Here is a 20007-nt window from a genome sequence, read left to right as displayed (position 1 = left end):
ACGGGGGTAGGGATAACAATGAAGTAAGGGGCTTTCGCCCCTTACTTTGTTTAACGTTATAGAAACTAAATATTTTGTTTCTCTTGATCGCTTAAGAGCGTATCCATCTCTTTCACCGTGGCAAGGAAACTGGCCATTTCTTTCTTTGGCACCGAACTGGCCATCGGTATCTTCGCTTTCATCGCATCAACCGGACGGTTGTGCTCCAACAGTTCATAATGAAGATGGGGCCCTGTAACACGGCCTGTTTTACCACTAAGGCCAATACGTTGACCACGGGACACCTTTTGCCCTTTCGTCACCAACACTTTGCTCAGATGAAGATAGCGGGTTTTGTACTTACTGCCGTGCTCAACCACAATGTAGTTGCCAGCAAACGGGTGGTTTTTACGAACTAAAATGACAGTACCATCCCCCGTCGACATGACTGGCGTGCCAATCGGCGTCGCGAAGTCTGTACCATTGTGTGGCGCAACACGTCCCGTAACGGGATGTAGGCGGTGTGGATTAAATTGAGAACTTAAACGCCAGTTAGTCGTCACGGGATAACGTTGGAAAGCACGTTGCAAACTTTGACCTTTCGCATCATAGAACTGCCCATCGCTGTGCAAATACGCCGTGATCTCACGGCCACGGTTAAAGATCTTAATCGCTTCGATTTGACGTTTACCACTTTCCACGCCATCGATAAATTGATTACGGCGAACGATCTCAAAACTATCTCCAGCACGCAAATCACGAGAAAAGTTGATTTTTTCACGTAGTAACGACACGATTTGGTCGATTTCGATGCTGTTTAACCCTAACCGATAGGCTGAGCTAGAAAAGCTCCCTTCAATGGTGCCAATAAGAGGCTGTTGTCGCCACTCACCAGGCAAATTCACTTGTTCGAAACTAAAGCTGCCATCGCTATTTCGCGTAAACACCGCTTTATCGGCAATACTTAGCACGAGCTCCATTTTTTCCAGCGCACCCGTTTCTTCGTTTTGCCAGAAACGCAGTGTATTGCCAGGACGCAAGGTATCGAGGACGAGGTAATCCAAGTCCGTTTCCATTACCTTCATCATTTCTTGGTAGCCAAATCCCAATTGGGTGAAGATGGTACTTAGGTTGTCACCAGATTGAATTTGGTACTCGAAGCTCGGAGGAAGTTGCCATCCCTCTAGGGCGTTGGCAGAAAGCGCATCGTTTAGGGCTTGGTTGTCACTAAGATTCAGTTCAATAGTGCGAGTTAACGTCGGCTGATGCAGCGACGATGAGACGCCAATAATAGCAACCAGCGGTAGCGACAATAATAGCCATTTTTTACCACTGGTTAATTGAGAAAAACGTCTGTTGATTACTTGGGAAGACACGGTTTTACTATCTCCTGCGGAACAGGCTTTCAAGCTTATGCATTTCTCGCAAAAAAATCACCAAATAATTGCCTTTTTTAGCACAAAAACTGCCTCAAAAATGATTATTTATTTAGCTTGAGTTTATCGTCTTGTCGTGAAAATTCCTGAACCACAATCTCAAGTGGTTGTTCCGAAAAGGATTGATTCGCAAAATGCTGTTGATAAGAAAGCAAAATGGATGAGTTTTCGGTTTTAGTCAGTTTATCCAGTCGAATACGATCACCAAGAAATTGCGCGTCTGTCATCACCACTCTGCGGGGTACAGGATCGTATTTAAACAAGCCAAGGTAGTAAAAGTGTCCACTTCCTTGATTGCTGATCGCCAGTGGAGCAACAAACCAAGAAGCTTTGTCTGCCTCGAGCTCCCGCCAATATTGTGCAAAAACCGTCACCGAACCACGCTCTGCCCCGGAGTCGTATTGACCAACCACGATCGCATTCTCTGCATCAAAATCCGTCATCAGAGCAAAAGCTTTACTTTCTGGTACAAGCACCGTTAGGGGATTAGCGGTTTTAATACCCGTCAATCTTTCAACGATGGCATCCGCAACGATCTGCTGTGATGGAAATTTTGCCAAAATCTCCTCATCTGATAGCGTGAATCGATAGATTCCGGCAGTCATCACAACCGCTAACATCACAATTGGAATCAGCAAAATAAGTGGGATCGGCAAAATACGCTTTTTCATCTTCATCGGACTCATGGTTTAGATTGTGCAGACCTTAAATGCGTTTCTTATAATTATCAATAGATGCAAATCTTAGGATAAGAACAATGGCGGACAATAAAGTAAGAACATGTGAATGCCAATGTGGGTTAGTCAAAGTTCACTGCCGTGGAGAGCCTGTCAAAACCTCGATATGCCATTCATTCGAATGTCAAAAACGCTTTGGTAGCTTTTATGGGGTTCATGCTCGCTTTATGACAGAACAGATTCAAGTAGAAGGTGACATCGTCTCCTTTAGCCGCTTGGCCAGCAACGGCCATGAAATCAGCTATCATTTTTGCCCGGCTTGCAGTACAACCATGCTCCTTCTCTTCTCTGCCGCGCCAGCCGCTGTTGTGGTTCCAACGGCAAGGTTTCGCGAGCAGTCGTTTTTCAGTGAGCTGGCGGGAACCTATTTTAACCAGAAGCGGCTGACACAGATGACAAATGACACATGACAAGTAAAACCAACATCGCCAGTGCGAAATGGCAATTTTTCGTAACACGAAAACTTCCGCCTTTGTTGAGACGGATCAAACCTAAACAGCTCTTACCACTTTAACTTGAGCGCGTCAGCGCTATAATCTCGACCTAAGCAATAAAGAGATAAAAATTGTGATTTCAAGACTTCCTCGCTGGGTTGAGTTTGGCGCGTTTCTACTGGCACTCCTTGCTGGCTGCGTCAACGCTATCGGTTTAATGGGCTTCCAACATCAAGCCATTTCACACTTGTCAGGTACCGTTACGCTACTGGGCAGCAGCTTTCTCAATGGATCTTCAAGCACCATTCACCTCATGCTCATCGTCGCCAGTTTCTTGATTGGTTCCGCCTTTAGCGGCTTCTTTATTGAAAGCACCGCATTGAAACTCGGACGTCGTTACGGCGTTGCGCTTTGCATTGAAGGCTTTTTGCTTCTGATGTCACTCAGTTTTCTGATTAACGGCAACATTTATGGCCAGTACCTCGCCTCTGCGGCCTGCGGATTGCAAAATGCCATGATCACCACGTTCAGTGGTGCTGTTATACGAACCACCCATATGACAGGTATTATCACTGACTTAGGCATCATGATAGGCGAAAGCCTACGCGGGCAAAAATTCGATAAACGCAAAGCGAAGTTATTTATCTTTATTTTTCTCGGTTTCCTCTTTGGCGGCTCTGCTGGCGCATTGGCCTTTATGCATTTCAACCTTTATGCATTGGCGTTCCCCGCTACGTTTGCCGTTATCATTGCCATTTCCTACTGGACGTTGCTCTATTTCTCCACGCCTAAGCAGGCGTAACCCTCTCCAAAAACCAAAAACTTGCAACTAAGGTCACATTTCTTTTGACCTAGTTGCAGTTCAACAGCCAGCAAAATCACAAAAAACCAACAAATAAAACATTTACAAAACAAAAGTCGGCTATCATTACCCTCTACAAACGTAACATCTGAATAGTTACAGCATTCTAATGAATAGTATTGCAATTAGCTCATTTTGGGGGTAATCTCTCGCCCACTTTGATTAAATACCACTGTTTAGTGAATAACTATTCCTCAGAATGCATAGTATTGACTAGTAGTAACAAGAGAAAAGCATGACCAATAACACTGAAACTGCAGCAGTGCCAAACACCGAGAAGAAAGCGAATTTCTGGAAGTTTTTCATTCCTTCTGTGATTGGCTTACTTCTGTTTATGGCACCAATTACCTATAACGGCGAATTGACTATTCCTGTCGCGGTTATGGCAAAACTGATCCCAGCCATACTGGGAGATCATTTGATCGCGCTCGTTACAACGATTATCGCATTCATGGCGCTTGCCTCTCTTGTCACCAAAATTTTCAAGCCAGCGAAAATTGTTAACAACACCTTCTTAAATGGCCTATTTAACCCAAGCCCACTGTGGTTAGCAGTACGCGTCTTTGGTGGTATTGCCGTTATTATGACGTTTTTCCAAATGGGTCCAAAAGCGATTTGGGAAGAAAACACTGGCGGCCTAGTGCTCACAGGTTTGCTACCGACTCTTTTCGCGGTGTTTATTTTTGCTGGTATGCTATTACCTCTTTTGCTCAACTTTGGCTTGCTTGAGCTGTTTGGTGCGCTACTGAGTAAAGTGATGCGTCCAGTATTCAATCTTCCTGGTCGTAGTGCGATTGACTGTATGGCGTCTTGGTTGGGTGATGGCAGCGTCGGTATCCTTCTGACCAGCAAACAGTATGAAAACAAATTTTATACTCAACGCGAAGCGGCGGTTGTAGGTACGACTTTCTCTGCGGTATCCATTACGTTTAGCTTGGTGGTGATTGCACAGGTAAAACTGGAGCATCTTTTCCTACCATTTTACGGCGCCATCTGTTTGGCGGGTGTGGTTGCTGCGATCATCATTCCTCGCTTGCCACCACTTAGCCTAAAGAAAGATTGTTACATCGATGGCAGCAAGCCGCACGCTGATCAAAATGCCGTACCAGCAGGCCATACACCATTTAGTTGGGGGATGGATCTGGCACTGAAACGTGCTGGTGAAGTGAAGTCGGTCAAATCGGTTTTCACAGAAGGCGTACACAACGCAGTTGACATGGTTTTTGGCGTACTACCTGTTGTAATGGGCTTAGGTACCATTGCGCTCATTATTGCTGAGTACACCCCTGTCTTTGCCATTCTTGGTCAGCCTTTCATTCCATTTTTGGAGATATTGGGCGTACCTGAAGCAGTAGCAGCTTCTGAAACCATCGTCGTTGGTTTTGCCGATATGTTTATTCCAGCGATTCTCGCGGCTTCTATCGACAATGAAATGACACGCTTTGTCATCGCGGCGATGTCGGTTACTCAGCTTATCTATATGTCTGAAGTCGGTGCACTGCTTCTTGGTAGCAAAATCCCAGTGAACATCGTAGAGCTGTTTATCATCTTTATTCTGCGTACTCTGATCACTCTGCCTATCATTGCCGGCGTTGCACACCTTATTTTCTAAGGCGTCACGAAAAACACGAAGCCCCGCGATTGCGGGGCTTTTTGTTGCATCCAGTGGTATCCAAATAAAGAAACCCATGTCTAGTAATGCTTGTTTCACCACAGCCTAGCTCGTTATGCTTTATTTTCGCGCTCTTCGCTTGCCCCCCTAGGCAAACGAACATCAATAAAAAACGGCAGCATGAACATAAGAATCACCGTGCTTTGAGTCGCAGCAAAAAGGGCGGTAGAAAGTGTATAAATACACAACAAAAACGGAATAGAATTCTGCCGTCTCGTTTTGAATGCTTTTGCCAAACGCACGAGCACCCCACCAAAAAGCAGTGCAACACCGATAATTCCGTATTCAACAGCAATATCAAGTAGCATATTGTGGGTATAGACAATCAGCTCTTCGTTGCCGACAAAGTATGGTGCTATGTACGAAAGCAACATTTTCGGCCCGACACCAAAATAGAAATGGTCCATAAAAAGAGAAAAACCATTAGCTAAAAGCAGCCGACGCCACAATTCTGAATCCCAACGCGCTTCATGAAGATCTGCGTTATAGATATCATTTTGAGTGAGAAAAAGGCTTTCTGCGATCCAGTCCGTACCAAAATAGTAGATACCCGCCCACACCGAAATAACCCCAAATGCTGCTGCAAGAGACATCACCACATGGGTCATTTTGGTATTTTCACCTCTGACGAAAAAGTGGTCGATAAATAGCACCAACAATACCCCAAGCATGGCTTTTCTTTCACCAGAGAGAATTAAAAGGACAAACGCGATAAACAACAGAATATGACTGTTCTTGATTTGACTTCTAAACAGATAAAGCATCACAGTCGAGAAACCAAAAAGATACTTTGCATTGTGTAAATGTTTAAAATTCTGAAAGTCACCAATGACGACGACATGCCACACCGCTGTGTACACTGCCGCATAGAAAGCATAGAGCGCGACTAGAGACAAAAACCGTTTCGATTTAAAGAGATTCAAAAAGTGGAGAACGCAGAGAAAGGCAACAATGGAACTCCACTGGATAACCTCCACAATGATATTTTTCATCCCGGCATCATTGATGATCCCATTCAATGCAATGTAGCCAATAAAAATGACGTTTATTCCCGCCACCTTTACTGTCTCCATCGACATTCGACCTTTCAATATGATGAGCAGTAAAAAACCAATCGATGCCAAGCCTATCATGTCCGCAATCGTCACTGTTACGCCCGCGATTTGGGTGCGGAGTGACACAAAGTAGAGAATCACCGCGACAGCGTAAAGATGTAACTCAAGAGCCCTTTCACCCTCTTGATATAACCTCTCCGAAGTATCCATTAATTGCTTCATAGCGCTTTCTTCTTACTCCGAAAAATAAAATCACATACGGGGGCGGAGAATAAATATTGAATGTTCACTCGCTCTATGACTTTTGTTAATACGATCGGAAGCACAACCCCTGCAATCGTCCCTACAACCAAGTGAATGAGGGTTGAATCCACATGAAAGATTTTGCTCATCATAATACGCGCGCCACTGCCCGTTAGAATGTGCATGAGGTAGATTTGCATTGAATACAAACCGATCACTTGTAACCATCCTACCTTCACCTTAGATAGGGTAATGGATAAGCAAATCACTAAGGCAATCGCAATGGTGGCGATGGTTAAAGTCATCACCCCTTTATCGTAATGCCGATAGCCTAAATTGAAGTGGAATAACCATTGCAACACGATAAAAATCAGTAAACAGGCGAGTAGTGATGTTTGAGGACGAAGCCACTCTTCATTCCGAGACATGTTTTCCGCAAACACAATACCCAAAACAAAATAAACAAGGTTGATTGCAATAAGGTTAAGGAGATAACTCTCTGGAAGCGAACCGCGAAACAGATACAACAATACAGAAAGGACAAAAAGAAGCTCAACCTGTCTGCGTTTCACCATAGAGAAATAAACGGCCATTACGCAGAATATGGCGAACAGAACATAAAGAAACCAAAACTGAGCTCTGGGTGCCCAAAGTATTTGGATGAGATCCGAGAAAGACGTCGACCCATTGGTATAATTGGAAAGGCCAACTTCAATGCTCCCTTGAAGTAAAGACCACAGTAAATAAGGGTAAATAAGGGTGTCTATTTTGGCTTTTAATACCCCTGTTCCTCCTCGTTTTCTAAAAGACTCCATGCAGAACAGCCCTGAAAGGAAAAAAAACAAAGGCATATGAAAGCTGTAAATTACACTGTCAACAACGCTATGAATGCTTTCTGGCAAACCAAAGCCTGCGTCGTATATCCCTCGATTAACATGGCCAAATACAACGAGAATAATCCCTATCGCTTTGGCGTAATCAACCCATTCCGTCCTTGTGCTCATCCCATATCCTTTTTAAATCACAGCCAATCAACATCCGTTTGCCATTTATCTAGGTTTGAATTGCGACATCATGGGCGAACCATATATTTCCTTTTCGCTTCCCATTTAGCTCAGTCGTCTCTGTCTTTTCAACCCTTAACAAGACAAATGTTTCGGTGATATTTCGCTTTCTAATATTCACACTTTAAGTGAGCGGTAGCGTATCAATGAGTATGAATAAGACAAACAGGCAACCGGCTCAAACAAGGTTTTTTCCTATAAATAAGACAATCGCTACCGCACTTTAGTCATGACGAAATGAATGAAGACTATGTTGGAATTTAAATCGTAAGGTTACTTGAAGTGTGTTTCCGCAGTACGCTTTGTCTATTTTTTCATCAAGCACGCGGATTGTAATAACATTTGTCTAAAGAACGCTCTTTGCGAGGCTCAAAATACTCGCATTGCAAAAAACAGTTCAGGAGTAAAATATTCCGAATTAATATCAACAACTTAATAAAATTTACCGTTCATTTTATGTAATAAGCAGTCAAACACATAATAAAGCCACTATTATCACAGAAATTACACTTTCATAGACAAATCATTGCCTCAGGTTAAAAAAAGTAACAAATTGTACTCATGTTTGAGACCTAAATGTCGATATAACTTCTACAATTAATAAAAATGAAAGAACAGTAATTATAAGCTGAGGGATTTATATGAAATTTAGTCACAAGGTTGTAGCCGCTTCCTCCGTGCTTCTATTGGTGACCATTTCTTTGCTGTCGCTAAAACAAATTTATACCGTGCGTAACACCATCGAAGATCACGTCACTACCAGCCTCAACGAAATGGTCAGCAGTGTCCGCAATACCGTTGTTTCTGAAATGGAAGCAAAGAAAAACCTCGCACAGTCGACAACAGAGGTCATCGAAATTGATCCTTTTGACCGCGACTATGTGAAAACCATCTTGGAAAAACCAAAACTAAAGACCAGTTTTCTTGCTGTGGGTTTTGGCTATGAAGAGAATGGATTTGTTATCGAAAACGATGACGGCTGGGAAGCCGCCCCAGATTACGATCCTCGTAAACGCCCTTGGTACGTGGATGCCAAATCGCAAAACAAATTGATTGTCACCGCACCTTATGTCGATATTTCCAGTAAAACGGTGATCATCTCAGTGGGTACACCAGTCAAAGAAAACGGTAAGTTTGTCGCGGGAATGTTTTACGACATGCAGTTGACTAACCTGGCGCAATTGGTTAACCAAGTGAGTCTTTTTGATGCGGGATATCTCTTCCTCGTCTCTTCAGACGGTACAACCATCGCTCACCCAGATGCGAAAAATAATGGTGAAGTTTTCTCCAAATATCTTCCTGAAGTTCAGCTCAAAGAAGGCGAGCAGCACTTTGAAAGAGATGGTGCGCGCTATCAAGTCACCTTTACTAAGATCCCAAGTGAAAACTGGTATATCGGTGCAATCATTGATGAAGACATCGCTTTCTCAGCCGTCGCTGACTTACGTAACAGCTCTATCCTTTATTCTGTCATCGCATTGATTCTTAGTATTATCGCTTTGACGGTTCTGATTCGTGTCCTAATGCGTCCGCTCGATGCTCTGAACGCCGCCATTCAGGATATCGCCTCAGGCCAAGGCGATCTGACTCACCGCTTAGATACCAATACCGATGAAGAGTTTTCAACGCTAGCGACAGGCTTCAACACCTTTACCAGCAACCTACAGAATCAAATCATTCAGTCGAAAGAGATTGGACGTGAGATCATGCACGGTACAGAGCTCACAGCGACAGGGGCAAAAGGCTCTGCTGAAGCCATGGGGACGCAGTTGCAAGAACTAGAACAACTTGCAACGGCAATGAATGAGATGGCTGTGACAGCCACCGAAGTAGCCAATAACGCACAAGGGGCAGCGGGCGCGGCTCAAGAAGCCGATGACGCGACTCAACAAGGTTCCGTAGTCGTCAATGAATCAACGGAGTCGATTAATCAGCTCTCCGAGCGCATTGATATGGCCGTTGAAGAGGTTCAAGGTCTAGAATCTGCCACCGCTAACATCGAAACCATCTTGAAAGTGATTAACGACATTGCCGATCAAACGAACTTGTTGGCACTGAATGCTGCTATTGAGGCCGCTCGAGCGGGTGAATCTGGTCGTGGCTTTGCGGTGGTTGCGGACGAAGTTCGTACGCTGGCACAACGAACTCAAGAGTCTACAACAGAAATTCGTAGCATGATTGAGCAGTTGCAATCTGGGGCTGCATCCGTTGCAAGCGCCATGAAAGAAAGTAAAGGCAGCGCGGTTGAAGCGGTTGAACGCGCACGCGAAGCCAATGACTCTCTGCAACGTATCCGCGACGCGATTCAGCGTATTACCGACATGAACATGCAAATTGCCTCTGCGGCAGAAGAACAGAGTTTGGTCGCAGAAGAAATTAACAACAACACAGTCAATATTAAAGACTTGTCGACACAAGTGGCTGGTGAAGCCTCAAATGCCAACCAAGCGATGCAAGTTCAAACGGAAAACGTTAGAAAACTGGACGAAATCTTAAATCGATTCATCGTCTAACCCACACAAAGCGAAGGCATAGCCTTCGCTTTTTTCTTATCTAAAAGTGGCTTAAAACCATCAAATAATTGGATGAACTCCAGTTTCTTAACTATAAAAATATAGATAGTTGGCGACTCAACCATATTCGGGGGAATTGGGATGAAATTTAGTCATAAAATTGTAGCCGCTTCATCTGCGCTATTGTTGGTTACCGTATCCTTACTGACAGCCAAGCAGTATTTCACCATGCAAGATGAGCTGACGGAGCAAGTCGAAGCGAGTGTCACGGAAATCGTAGATGGGGTTCGAAATACCGTCGCAGCAGAAATCGATGGCCGCAAAGCCATTGCTGCTTATGCCACGAGCATGATGGAGACCGATCTGTCGCCCAAACATATTTCCGATGTCATTACCCGCCCTATCGTTAAAAACACCTTTTTACTCGCGGGTCTCGGCTTTGAAAAAGATGGGTCAAACATTAACAACGATCCAAGTTGGAACCCAGGACCGACTTGGGATCCTCGCGTTCGTCCTTGGTACAAAGATGCCAAAAATGCAGGACAACTCATCATCACCGCTCCCTATGCGGATTCCGCGACCAATGAAATTCTGGTTTCCATCGCCACCCCCGTGAGAGACAACGGGACATTTATTGGCGCCATATTCTACGACGTGAGCTTAGCGGGCCTTGCCGAACTCGTGAACCAGGTAAAATTGTTTGATGCGGGTTATGTGTTCATCGTTTCCGAAGATGGCACCACCATCGCGCACCCAGACACTAAGCTCAACGGCAAACCGATGTCTGAATACATGCCGAACGTGCAAATTCGCGAAAACCCACAGCAAGTCGTACTAGATGGCATTTCATATACCCTCGATTTTGCTTCAGTTCCAGGAGAAAACTGGTATGTGGGCGTCGTCCTCGATGAAAGTATTGCCTATCAATCCATTAATGACTTACGCAACAGTTCCATCATATACACCATCGTTGCCTTGCTCTTAAGTATTGCGATTTTGCTGGTACTGATTCGCACCTTGATGCGCCCTCTTGATGATCTCAATAACGCCATTCAAGACGTGGCATCAGGTGAAGGGGATCTGACCCAACGATTGGACACCAACACAGACAAAGAATTCTCTCAACTGGCAGATGGGTTTAACACCTTCACGGGCACGCTTCAGCAGTTGATCAAACAGTCGAAAGCCATTGGTGAAGAAATTCTGCGTGGCTCTGAAACCACCTCTGGTGGCCTACAAGAATCTGCGGCGGCAATGCAAGAGCAGCTACGTGAACTGGAACAGCTTGCTACCGCAATGCATGAAATGGCCACCACCGCGTCCGATGTCGCCTCTAACGCGCAAGGCGCTGCCTCTGCAGCGAAAGTGGCGGACGACGCTACCGTTGATGGCACCGATATTGTTAGTGACACGACACAGGCGATAGACGATCTTTCCGTGCGCATTGATCAAGCAGTGGTAGAAGTTCAAGTGCTTGAATCTGCAACGGCGAACATTGAAACCATCTTGAAGGTGATCAACGACATTGCCGATCAAACCAATTTGTTGGCACTGAACGCCGCCATCGAGGCCGCTCGTGCAGGTGAATCTGGCCGAGGATTTGCTGTGGTTGCAGACGAAGTTCGCACGCTCGCTCAGCGTACTCAGCAATCCACTACCGAAATTCGCACCATGATTGAAAAACTGCAAAGCAGTGCAAATTCGGTTGCCAGTGCCATGAATCAAAGCAAAGACACCGCCACCAACGCCGTTGCCCGAGCACAAGAAGCCAACCATGCCCTTGAACGTATTCGTAATGCGATTCAGCAGATAAGTGACATGAACATTCAAATTGCCTCTGCAGCGGAAGAGCAAAGCCTGGTGGCTGAAGAGATCAATAACAACACAGTGAAAATTAAAGACCTCTCTGTTCAAGTCGCGGATTTGGCAGAAAACGCCAACATCGCGATGCAAGTTCAGGTAGAGAACGTTCGAGAGCAGGACGCAATTCTTAATAAATTTATTGTGTAAGTCCGGCTCGAACGGCAATAGAAAAGGCGAAGTGAGACTTCGCCTTTTTTGTTTTCGCTCTTTTGTTTCGCTATCTACCAGCCTTGACGTTATCTCAACACATCATCAACGCCGTTTTTGCCGCAACGACAATGTCAATCTTGCCGTTCATTGGTAAGAAATGCTTGCCCGTCAACATATCTTGAAGAGGACGAGCTAATGGTAAAGAGACCGTTTGTTTCCGCGCCGATTTGTTGATCACCACAAAACCACGCTCACCACGGCTGAACACCAACATATCATCATTCCCTTCCAGCACCGTCATTGGCTCGCCATGAAAGCGGTTGTGGAATGCAATCATCTGTACCATTCGCGGATCATGCCAAGCGTCTTTCCAACGTGGCTGCCCGTTCTGGTTAAGTATGCCGCTCGTATCGAGATCGGTGTAAATCAGAGGTGTTCCACCATCACGCCCCAATACATAGGCGTAAGCTAACCACTCGTTTTCTTCATCTAACACTAAGTTAGCAAACACATCATTGTTGGGAATGTCATGTGTGGTGACAAACGTAATTGCGCGCCGATTCGACAACGCCTGACCAAAACAGTAAGGGTCTATCAAGCTTTTAAAGCTGCCTTTCGCGGCAAAGGCTTTAAATAAGGTGCTAAAAAGAGGGAAATCGTACGCACCGAGACGAGTCTCTTGCAAATAAGGTTGCAGAAAGAGTTCATACTCCTCTTCCGTGGCTCCCCCATCGGTAATGATTTCACCGAAGATATGCATGCCCTGCGTAATGTCTTCTGTCCACACTTGCTTGATATGCTCTAGCGTCATGTGCTTTGCTGCATCAATGCGAAACCCTTTGACACCCATCGCCTTCAGCGCCATTAAGTAATGACGCTGCTGGGTAATCACATGCTCATGAACACGTAAGGTCGGTAAACCGGGGTCAGTCGGGCCACCGCTGATACGGCCATTTTGCACTTGCCACTTGTCTTTCCAATCTTGAATGCCAAACGCTTCAACAAAATCTTCTTCGGTAAATAGAGGCTCAGAGAGATCACCAAACAATCGTTGGCTTTCATAATACTCAGGATCGCACATGTACTCTTCGAGCACGGTTTTGCTTGGGTAGTTTAAGTCCGCTCTCTGTTTTGCTTCATTCGCCATATGATTAAACACCACATCCGCATAGACCCAAACACCACAACGCTGAAGCTCGGTCACCATGTTCTGAAAATCAGTGGTGTTACCAAGTGCGTTATCAATCACGCGGTAATCTTGTGGCTGGTAACGCTGCCACCACTTGGGTGATTTGGCGCTGCGTAACGGCGGTGAAACAAGCACTGAGCCATAACCCAGCTCTTGAATTTTTTGTGCCTGTTTAGCGATATCGGCATATTTCCAATCAAATGCATGCAAAATTACATTGGCTTTGCTGGTCGGCAAAGCGTGTTCTGCTTGATTCATTTTCTTCACGTCACCTTTAGTCATCGTTCTTTTCTGTACGAGTGAATTCAATGACTGAAATTATAAAAGGAGTCTGCTCGCCGCCCTCCCCCTTTGCAAACAAGTTGTAAGGGTGAATGGAAAGGCGTAGTGACTCCTTTTCATCAGCGTATGGTGGAAAAATCATAAGCCATTGAATGGAGACAGGAATAACAACTTAGTTAACGTACTGTTTTAAATATTAAAAAGCCAAATTCATCTCTATGTTTACCACCTCTTTCCATACGCCTTTATGCCAAAGCTAACCAAACTTTCTCCCCTTGCTGCATTTTCTCTTTTCCTGTCCATCGACCAGAAATGCCGCACAAGTCACACTCGGTGAGAATACAAAAATCGATTTTCGACTGGATGATGCTTTGCTAGCCACTCACCACAACAAAAAAGCCGCCTGTTTAGCAGGCGGCTCTTAGGATCATGGCTTGGCTAATCGAAGATTGGCACCACCAAAATATCCACGGGAGATTTGTTCACCAACGTTCTTGAATACGAGATGATCTTGCTCCAGAAGTTATGGTGATGACCGCAGATAAGTAGATCAACTTCGTGCTCTTTGATGGTGACTTCAAGTTTGTCGCCTAGATCGCCAGTCCCGACAAAAAAGTGTTTCAATGGATATTCCATATAATCGCTAAAGCTTCTTAAACACTCCATTGAATGTTCTGTGAGCGGCCTTTGCGTCGGATCGACATTCAAGTCGATGAGTTCACGATAAATCTCCCCATGAGTCCCATCAATGTGGATAAAGGAAATTTCTGAATCAAAGTAGTTCGCCATTTCAACGGCTCGGTCAATCAGCACGGTGCTGTCGTCTGAAATCTCCAAGGCAACCAAGATATGTTTGTATTTCATAGCCTCACCCTTTTGCGCAATGCGTTATCTTTAGCATAGCGATCTCTAACGAAAAAAGTGTCGATAAGATCCCGAAATAGCTCATTTTTTATCGAGGGATGGGAGGCGTTTTCCAAAAGCTATAAACGCAAAAACGCAGCCAACTGGCTGCGTCTTAACTTGGTTTATTTGCAATACCCACCACTTGTTACCGGCCGAGAATAAAGCATTCAATCAATAGCAAGTTAGGGCGTTAGGTTCTGTACAACACCTTCAACACGTGCCAACCGAACTTGGTTTTCACTAAGTGTGGCGTCAAAACTTCACCAGTAAAGCAAACTTTATCGAACTGGGGTACCATCTGGCCACGTTTGAATTCACCGAGGTCACCGCCACGTTTGCCCGAAGGGCAAAGTGAATGCTTCTTCGCAAGCACATGAAATTTCGCTCCTTTCTTCAACTGAGCGATAATATCTTCCGCTTGCTCTTTATGCTTCACCAAAATGTGAAGCGCTGCTGCTGTGTTGGCCATCAGACACCCCCTAAAATAAAAAACGCGCAAGTGTAACCTAAAGGCAGGTATCGGTCATTAATTTGATCTAAACACACGACCATACGCTTTAACTTCGCTTTAGCCCTTGCTGGACTAGAATTATAAAGTAAGATTGAAGCGTTAGAATTTCAAAACAAGGTATACCCATGGCTAAAACCCCAAGTAAGGCTAATCAATCGCAAGGAATGCTGGTCTTCAAACTGACCTTAAAGCAAAATTTTGCTATTGGTACGCTCAAAGTTAGGGAGATCGTGCCATACATGCCGACGACACAAATACCTTACTCTCATCGTCACGTGGTCGGCACCGTCACGATTCGTAACCTCACCGTGCCCGTTATCGACATGTCCGCTGCGATTGGTTTTCGCCCGATCGACAAATCGGAATACAAAAATAGCTATTTGATCGTAACAGACTGCTTACGTACCGTTGTGGCTTTCATGGTGCGCTCGATTGAAAAGATCATCGATTGCGATTGGCGCTCGATTGAAACCCCACCTGCCAGCGCGGGTCATAACGTGTTCGTCACTGGCATCACGCGCTATAACAACGAAATCGTGCAAATGCTGGACGTGGAGTTATTGCTTTCGAAGATTTATCCGCAATACGAGAACGCCAATATTCCAATGTTGACCGATGTGGAACGTGAACGTCTCAAAGCGCTGAACATTCTACTTGTCGATGACTCCTCTATTGCTCGAAAACAATTGAGTGATGCGCTCGACGGTATCAACATCGGTTATCAGATCTGTAAAAACGGCTTAGATGCATTGGAGCTGATGCGAGTTGAAGCTGGACGCGGTCGCCCATTCGATTTGCTTGTAAGCGATATCGAAATGCCCGGATTGGATGGCTATGAATTGGCGTTTGAAGTGCAAAATGATCCGGCGTTAAACCGCTCCTATCGTATTTTGCACACCTCATTATCCAGTGAAATTTGTGTTGATCGCGCTCACCAGGTCGGGGCACACGAAGCGTTAGAAAAATTTAATGCTGGCGAGCTGATTGAAGCGATGCTGCGTGGTGCCAAATCACTGGAACAAGCGAGAAGCCAAACTGCCGCAGTTTAATCGCAGCAGCTTTTGCTGGCTTATTTAGGCATTGAATAACTTTTGCTGACAAACTCGGTTTCTTGCACCTGATAATATTGATTGGTGTAAGAAGCCAAGGCATACATGACATTTGCTAATAGATTGCCATAGCGAAATAAAATCGCCTCAGGTGATTTCTTCGCCGAATGTTCAATCATCACCAATGCTCTCACCACCTTCTTTGCTTGGCATCGACATAGATGCAACTGAGCAGACACCGCATGACCACCCGGAAGAACAAATCCAACGAAGCCACCATTTAATTCATTACGTAGTGTTTGGTAGTCCTGTTTGAGCTCAGCAATCATCGCTTCATCAATGGCCAACTTTCCTCGTACGGAGCCATTTAGGTGATAAATGTTCGGTTGAACTCGCGTCAGAACATCACGAACAAGCTCCGGCAAATCCATGGTCAGCAACAAGCCAACTCGACTGCAAAGTTCATCGGCACTGATCTCAAAATCACAGACGGGGCTGTCTTCATAAATAAAGGGGTAGCAAAGTTCATCAAGCTGCTTGGATACAGGTTTCATTATTTGTTATTTCGCCATTGAAAAAGGGAGTCAGTATAACTGAGCTCCCTTGTCTTTGTTGGAGAATCTAAGTTGGAGAATCTGACGCGTTCAGACTCGCATTCGTTATCCGTTGGAGATCTTACGATGCCCCTCTTGAAGGTGGACAAAATCAACCAGATCATCGCCAGACACTTGGTACGCCTGACCAAAGCCTTTTACAAATAGGCCACGTTCCGCCTTAAGGTTAAACAAAACAAAATCTTCCAGTTGACTTAAGCCTGAAACAATTTCGCCAAAACGCTCTTCCATTTGAGTAATCACTTGATGCCAAAGCTGAGTATCACGCTCAATCACACTCGCTACCGCATCAAAGGTCAAACGCTTACGCGCAAAAAGCTGCTTAGCGCCTTCCTCATCTTCGATCATCATCAAAGACACTTGCGGGTTTTCAAGCAGGTTACGGGCATGACGTGCGATTTTCGAGATCAAAACAAAGTAGCCTTCTTGATTCTGTACAAAAGGCGCATAACTGACGTTTGGACGGCCATCCGCGTCTACCGTCGCAAGTTGCAAGGTTTGACGCTCCTGACGAAACTCTTTAATTTCCGGCTCTAGGCGACCTTGTAACCTTTCTTGTTTTACCTGCTGATCCATGACTTTCTCCTCGAATTTTTGTTGTTATTAGATTGATATTATTGAGCAAACTCATTTTGCATTGATTTAAAACGTGCCACTTGCTCTGGGAACAGTTCACGTTTTTCATCGCGACCCAAATAGATCTTAAAAATGTTCTCACCAGAGGCCGAAAAGAAACCAAAGTAGTGGCTTTCTTTCCCCATGAATGGCTTGCTGACTAAAGCCACTGCAACAACATTGTCCAACTTGAGATGGCCGTGCAGCTCACCCTGTTTGCCCATTAGGTTGTAATAGCCTCTGGCCTCTTTCCCTTTAGGGAAGGGCGCTTTCACCTCAAAAATCGAGCCGAACGCGTGTACGATGGTTGTCACTGGGCCAAAATCAACCAGGTTCTCTAAAATGGATTGCGCGAGCTCCCCCTTAACCAAAACAGCCATATCCTGAGGGAGAGACTGAACGATGTCGAGCTCTGTTACGCTTAGGCGTTCTGCCATCGCTGCGGGTAATAACGTGGGTTCTTGTTGTAGCAGTTCAGCCACTTGTTGTTGCAGAGAATTCATCTTCTTTCCTACAAATTATCGATTCATTGATGTTTTTCCGCCTGACCTATAAGCGTTAGGCGAACACGCCACTACTGTGCGATGGCTTGTGTCTGATGAGCACTTTGATACTCAGAGCTTAGTATTTGAATACACGCTTGTGCCAAGGAAACGGCCCAAAAACTGCCTGCCAACGTCAATGTGGCACTACGCTCATTCAGTTCAACCAACCCTCTCTCTTGCCAAAGTCGGAATAGAGGTTGAAGAAAATCAAAGACGTTGTCGCCCATGAACTCAGGCAGCTTATCTGCCATCACAACACCGCGATCAAATCCAGATTTCAACGCGGCGAAAATCGCCTCTAACGGATGTTGCTGTGTCATCATCATAAGGGGAAGCTGGCCGTGGTTTATCGCCGCCATATAGGCGTCGAGGCTACGATGTTGCATCATGCCGTAACCACCAATAGAGCCACCAGCACCGCAACCAATAGGCAAAACTTCTGCGTAGGTCTTGGCCAAACTATTGTAGAGGCTGCGCTCGCGGTTATCCGTCGCCCAGTGGTTGACACTCAGTTGTTTGAGATGATGCTGGCGCATAAAGTTCACTCCAATCTCATACATGCTGGCTTTATCAGGCGTTGTCGCGGGAGGAGGTAGCTTGCCCTTCTCCACCAAATTCAACATAGGCGCACTGCCACCCACCACCAACTGGTATAAGTCCAAACCGTGCGCACCCGTTGAGATGAAATCGTTGAGATCTTGCAACAAGATGTCACGAGTTTGATGTGGTAAGCCATATAGGAGATCAACGATCACTGGTGCTTGATCGTAACTGGCTAACTCACTGAGACGCGTGAGCACTTTCTCTCGGTCATCTAATCGCTTCGCACTGCGGCGCACCAAGGTATCAAAGCTCTGTACACCAAATGAAAAGCGGTTAAAGCCGCCTTTCATCGCGCCATCGTACATCTCGTCGCTAAAGCGATTAATACGCCCTTCCAGCGTGATTTCACAATCAGCAGAAAGTGGAAAATGGCTTCGAATCGCCTCTCCCAACTGCCTTACTTGGGCAGGAGAAAGGTCAGTAGGCGTACCGCCGCCAACGTACACAGCATGGAACACACCACTTTGTGTCCATGGCAGCGCCGATTTAATCGCAATTTCTTTCAGCAGTGCTTCGAAATAACCATCAACCAGTTGGCGACTGGCCGCATTTTGGAAGAAGTTACAGAAGGTACAACGCACACGGCAAAACGGAATGTGGATATACAAACAGCGTTTTTTGCGCGAAAACTCATTACTTTGGGTCAACGTATTAAACTGTTCCACCAATTGAGATGGGTTTAATGGTCGACTCATTCCACCAGCGTGAGCTGAGTGTTTTTGAGCGAAGGCAAAACGCAACGGATCGGGGGTATCAATACCGATAATGGATTGATCATACTTATCTAATGTAAGCGTCATATTCACTCGCTTATTCCCCGCAGTATAAGGCTTAGCGGGTTAAACTCTAAAACTGATGCGATCATAAAATTAGTTAAATGATAATGCAATTGATAATTGATCTTATTTGCAATGTAAGTGATAATCTCGCCCAGATTTAGCTTTTCGGAACAACAGCATCATGAATTTACCCAGATATCTTTTTGCGGGTTCGCTCTCGTTGATGTTGCATGCGGCGTTCATCTCAGCCAAAGAGCAAGCCGTCATTTTTCAAACCAATGCGGGTAGCGACTCTGCATCCGTCTCATTAAATTTGGTCTCCAATCCTCCCCCTTCCTCCAATAACGTGGTGGAAAAAAACGTTGAGCCAAAAGAAGAGACCAAACCACCCGCTAAACCAAAACCCAAAAAGCCAGTAGAGCCAAAGAAAGAAGTGGTGAAACCCAAACCGACTACCCCAAAGAAAGCGTCTTTAGAAAAACCCGTGGTCGAAAACAAGAGCAGCACGAAACCTGCGGAGTCAACGCCTGTGGAGCAGCCAGAACCCGTGGAACATAAAACGCCAAAAGGTGCGGACAATGACAAACCAGCCAGTTCCGCTTCTCAAGGAGTCAGTAGCCAACCGACGCTGATAGAAAAGCCGAGCTTCATGGAAAAACCCGTTCAGCCGAAATATCCTCGAGTCGCACAAAAGCGGGGGATTGAAGGCACTGCCTTGTTTGAATTGTGGATTGATGAGCAAGGAAAACTAACCCAGTTACTGTTGATCACGTCGAGTGGCGCAAAAATGCTTGATGACGCAGCTCGAAAAGCCATTCAGCAGTGGAAATTTACCCCTCACGCAGAGAATGGTCAAAAAATGCCTTCTCGAGTAAGAGTTCCCGTTCGATTTTCTTTGGACTAACC

Annotated in this window: 18 protein-coding genes; 7 read left to right on the top strand and 11 right to left on the bottom strand. The window is 45.4% G+C overall.

Features of this window, described 5'->3' with window-relative positions; all coding sequences use genetic code 11:
* Positions 1-65: 65 nt before the first annotated feature.
* Together shyA and VV1_RS22665 are read right to left on the bottom strand one after the other, a co-directional pair.
* The gene (gene shyA, locus VV1_RS22670) at positions 66-1355 is read right to left on the bottom strand and encodes a peptidoglycan DD-endopeptidase ShyA (protein WP_011082474.1); all 1290 of its coding nucleotides are present in this window, start codon (positions 1353-1355) and stop codon (positions 66-68) included.
* Between the two features lie 104 nt (positions 1356-1459).
* Positions 1460-2086 (bottom strand): hypothetical protein, encoded by a 627-nt coding sequence (locus VV1_RS22665; protein ID WP_043921284.1) that lies wholly within the window; start codon positions 2084-2086, stop codon positions 1460-1462.
* An 86-nt stretch (positions 2087-2172) separates the two neighbouring features.
* Here VV1_RS22665 and VV1_RS24185 point away from each other — a divergent pair, with 86 nt between their 5' ends.
* The 3 genes from VV1_RS24185 (at position 2173) to VV1_RS22655 (ending at position 5060) form a co-directional block, all read left to right on the top strand.
* Entirely contained in the window at positions 2173-2562 is a 390-nt protein-coding gene (locus VV1_RS24185) for a GFA family protein (protein WP_011082472.1), read from the top strand.
* A 157-nt stretch (positions 2563-2719) separates the two neighbouring features.
* Entirely contained in the window at positions 2720-3388 is a 669-nt protein-coding gene (locus VV1_RS22660; RefSeq protein ID WP_011082471.1) for a YoaK family protein, read from the top strand.
* Positions 3389-3683: 295 nt separating this feature from the next.
* On the top strand, positions 3684-5060 hold the full coding sequence (locus VV1_RS22655; RefSeq protein WP_011082470.1) for a YjiH family protein: 1377 nt from the start codon (positions 3684-3686) through the stop codon (positions 5058-5060).
* Between the two features lie 113 nt (positions 5061-5173).
* Here the strand turns inward: VV1_RS22655 and VV1_RS22650 are convergent, their stop codons facing one another.
* Complete coding sequence (locus tag VV1_RS22650; protein ID WP_011082469.1) at positions 5174-6397, bottom strand: O-antigen ligase family protein; 1224 nt, start codon at positions 6395-6397, stop codon at positions 5174-5176.
* The gene (locus VV1_RS22645; RefSeq protein ID WP_011082468.1) at positions 6394-7422 is read right to left on the bottom strand and encodes an acyltransferase family protein; all 1029 of its coding nucleotides are present in this window, start codon (positions 7420-7422) and stop codon (positions 6394-6396) included. Before VV1_RS22645 ends, VV1_RS22650 begins: the two co-directional genes overlap by 4 nt.
* 701 nt (positions 7423-8123) lie before the next feature.
* On the opposite strand from VV1_RS22645, the gene VV1_RS22640 reads away from it, so the two are divergent.
* Both VV1_RS22640 and VV1_RS22635 read left to right on the top strand, forming a co-directional pair.
* Entirely contained in the window at positions 8124-9995 is a 1872-nt protein-coding gene (locus VV1_RS22640) for a methyl-accepting chemotaxis protein (protein WP_011082467.1), read from the top strand.
* A 141-nt stretch (positions 9996-10136) separates the two neighbouring features.
* Complete coding sequence (locus VV1_RS22635) at positions 10137-12005, top strand: methyl-accepting chemotaxis protein (RefSeq protein WP_011082466.1); 1869 nt, start codon at positions 10137-10139, stop codon at positions 12003-12005.
* A 94-nt stretch (positions 12006-12099) separates the two neighbouring features.
* Here VV1_RS22635 and VV1_RS22630 read toward each other — a convergent pair whose 3' ends face one another.
* The 3 genes from VV1_RS22630 to ppiC form a co-directional block, all read right to left on the bottom strand.
* Positions 12100-13479: an alpha-amylase family glycosyl hydrolase gene (locus VV1_RS22630; protein ID WP_011082465.1), complete on the bottom strand. Its 1380-nt coding sequence runs from the start codon at positions 13477-13479 to the stop codon at positions 12100-12102.
* Positions 13480-13917: 438 nt separating this feature from the next.
* Positions 13918-14343 (bottom strand): universal stress protein, encoded by a 426-nt coding sequence (locus VV1_RS22625; protein WP_011082464.1) that lies wholly within the window; start codon positions 14341-14343, stop codon positions 13918-13920.
* 232 nt (positions 14344-14575) lie between these two features.
* Positions 14576-14854: a peptidylprolyl isomerase PpiC gene (ppiC, locus tag VV1_RS22620; RefSeq protein ID WP_011082463.1), complete on the bottom strand. Its 279-nt coding sequence runs from the start codon at positions 14852-14854 to the stop codon at positions 14576-14578.
* Positions 14855-15021: 167 nt separating this feature from the next.
* On the opposite strand from ppiC, the gene VV1_RS22615 reads away from it, so the two are divergent.
* Positions 15022-15945, top strand: coding sequence for a chemotaxis protein (locus VV1_RS22615; protein ID WP_011082462.1), 924 nt, complete (start codon positions 15022-15024; stop codon positions 15943-15945).
* 20 nt (positions 15946-15965) lie between these two features.
* Here VV1_RS22615 and VV1_RS22610 read toward each other — a convergent pair whose 3' ends face one another.
* From VV1_RS22610 to hutW, 4 genes are all read right to left on the bottom strand, one after another.
* Complete coding sequence (locus VV1_RS22610; protein ID WP_011082461.1) at positions 15966-16499, bottom strand: ATP:cob(I)alamin adenosyltransferase; 534 nt, start codon at positions 16497-16499, stop codon at positions 15966-15968.
* Between the two features lie 105 nt (positions 16500-16604).
* Complete coding sequence (hutZ, locus tag VV1_RS22605; RefSeq protein WP_011082460.1) at positions 16605-17135, bottom strand: heme utilization protein HutZ; 531 nt, start codon at positions 17133-17135, stop codon at positions 16605-16607.
* A gap of 38 nt (positions 17136-17173) precedes the next feature.
* Positions 17174-17677, bottom strand: a complete 504-nt coding sequence (gene hutX, locus VV1_RS22600; RefSeq protein WP_011082459.1) for a heme utilization cystosolic carrier protein HutX — start codon at positions 17675-17677, stop codon at positions 17174-17176.
* A 71-nt stretch (positions 17678-17748) separates the two neighbouring features.
* Positions 17749-19122, bottom strand: coding sequence for a heme anaerobic degradation radical SAM methyltransferase ChuW/HutW (gene hutW / locus VV1_RS22595; RefSeq protein WP_011082458.1), 1374 nt, complete (start codon positions 19120-19122; stop codon positions 17749-17751).
* 160 nt (positions 19123-19282) lie between these two features.
* On the opposite strand from hutW, the gene VV1_RS22590 reads away from it, so the two are divergent.
* Positions 19283-20005, top strand: a complete 723-nt coding sequence (locus tag VV1_RS22590) for an energy transducer TonB (protein WP_011082457.1) — start codon at positions 19283-19285, stop codon at positions 20003-20005.
* Positions 20006-20007: the final 2 nt, after the last annotated feature.

The sequence above is a fragment of the Vibrio vulnificus CMCP6 genome, from assembly GCF_000039765.1.
Taxonomy (GTDB): domain Bacteria; phylum Pseudomonadota; class Gammaproteobacteria; order Enterobacterales; family Vibrionaceae; genus Vibrio; species Vibrio vulnificus_B.
Note: the sequence above shows the minus strand (reverse complement) of the source record. Positions and strands in the feature narration are given on the sequence as shown.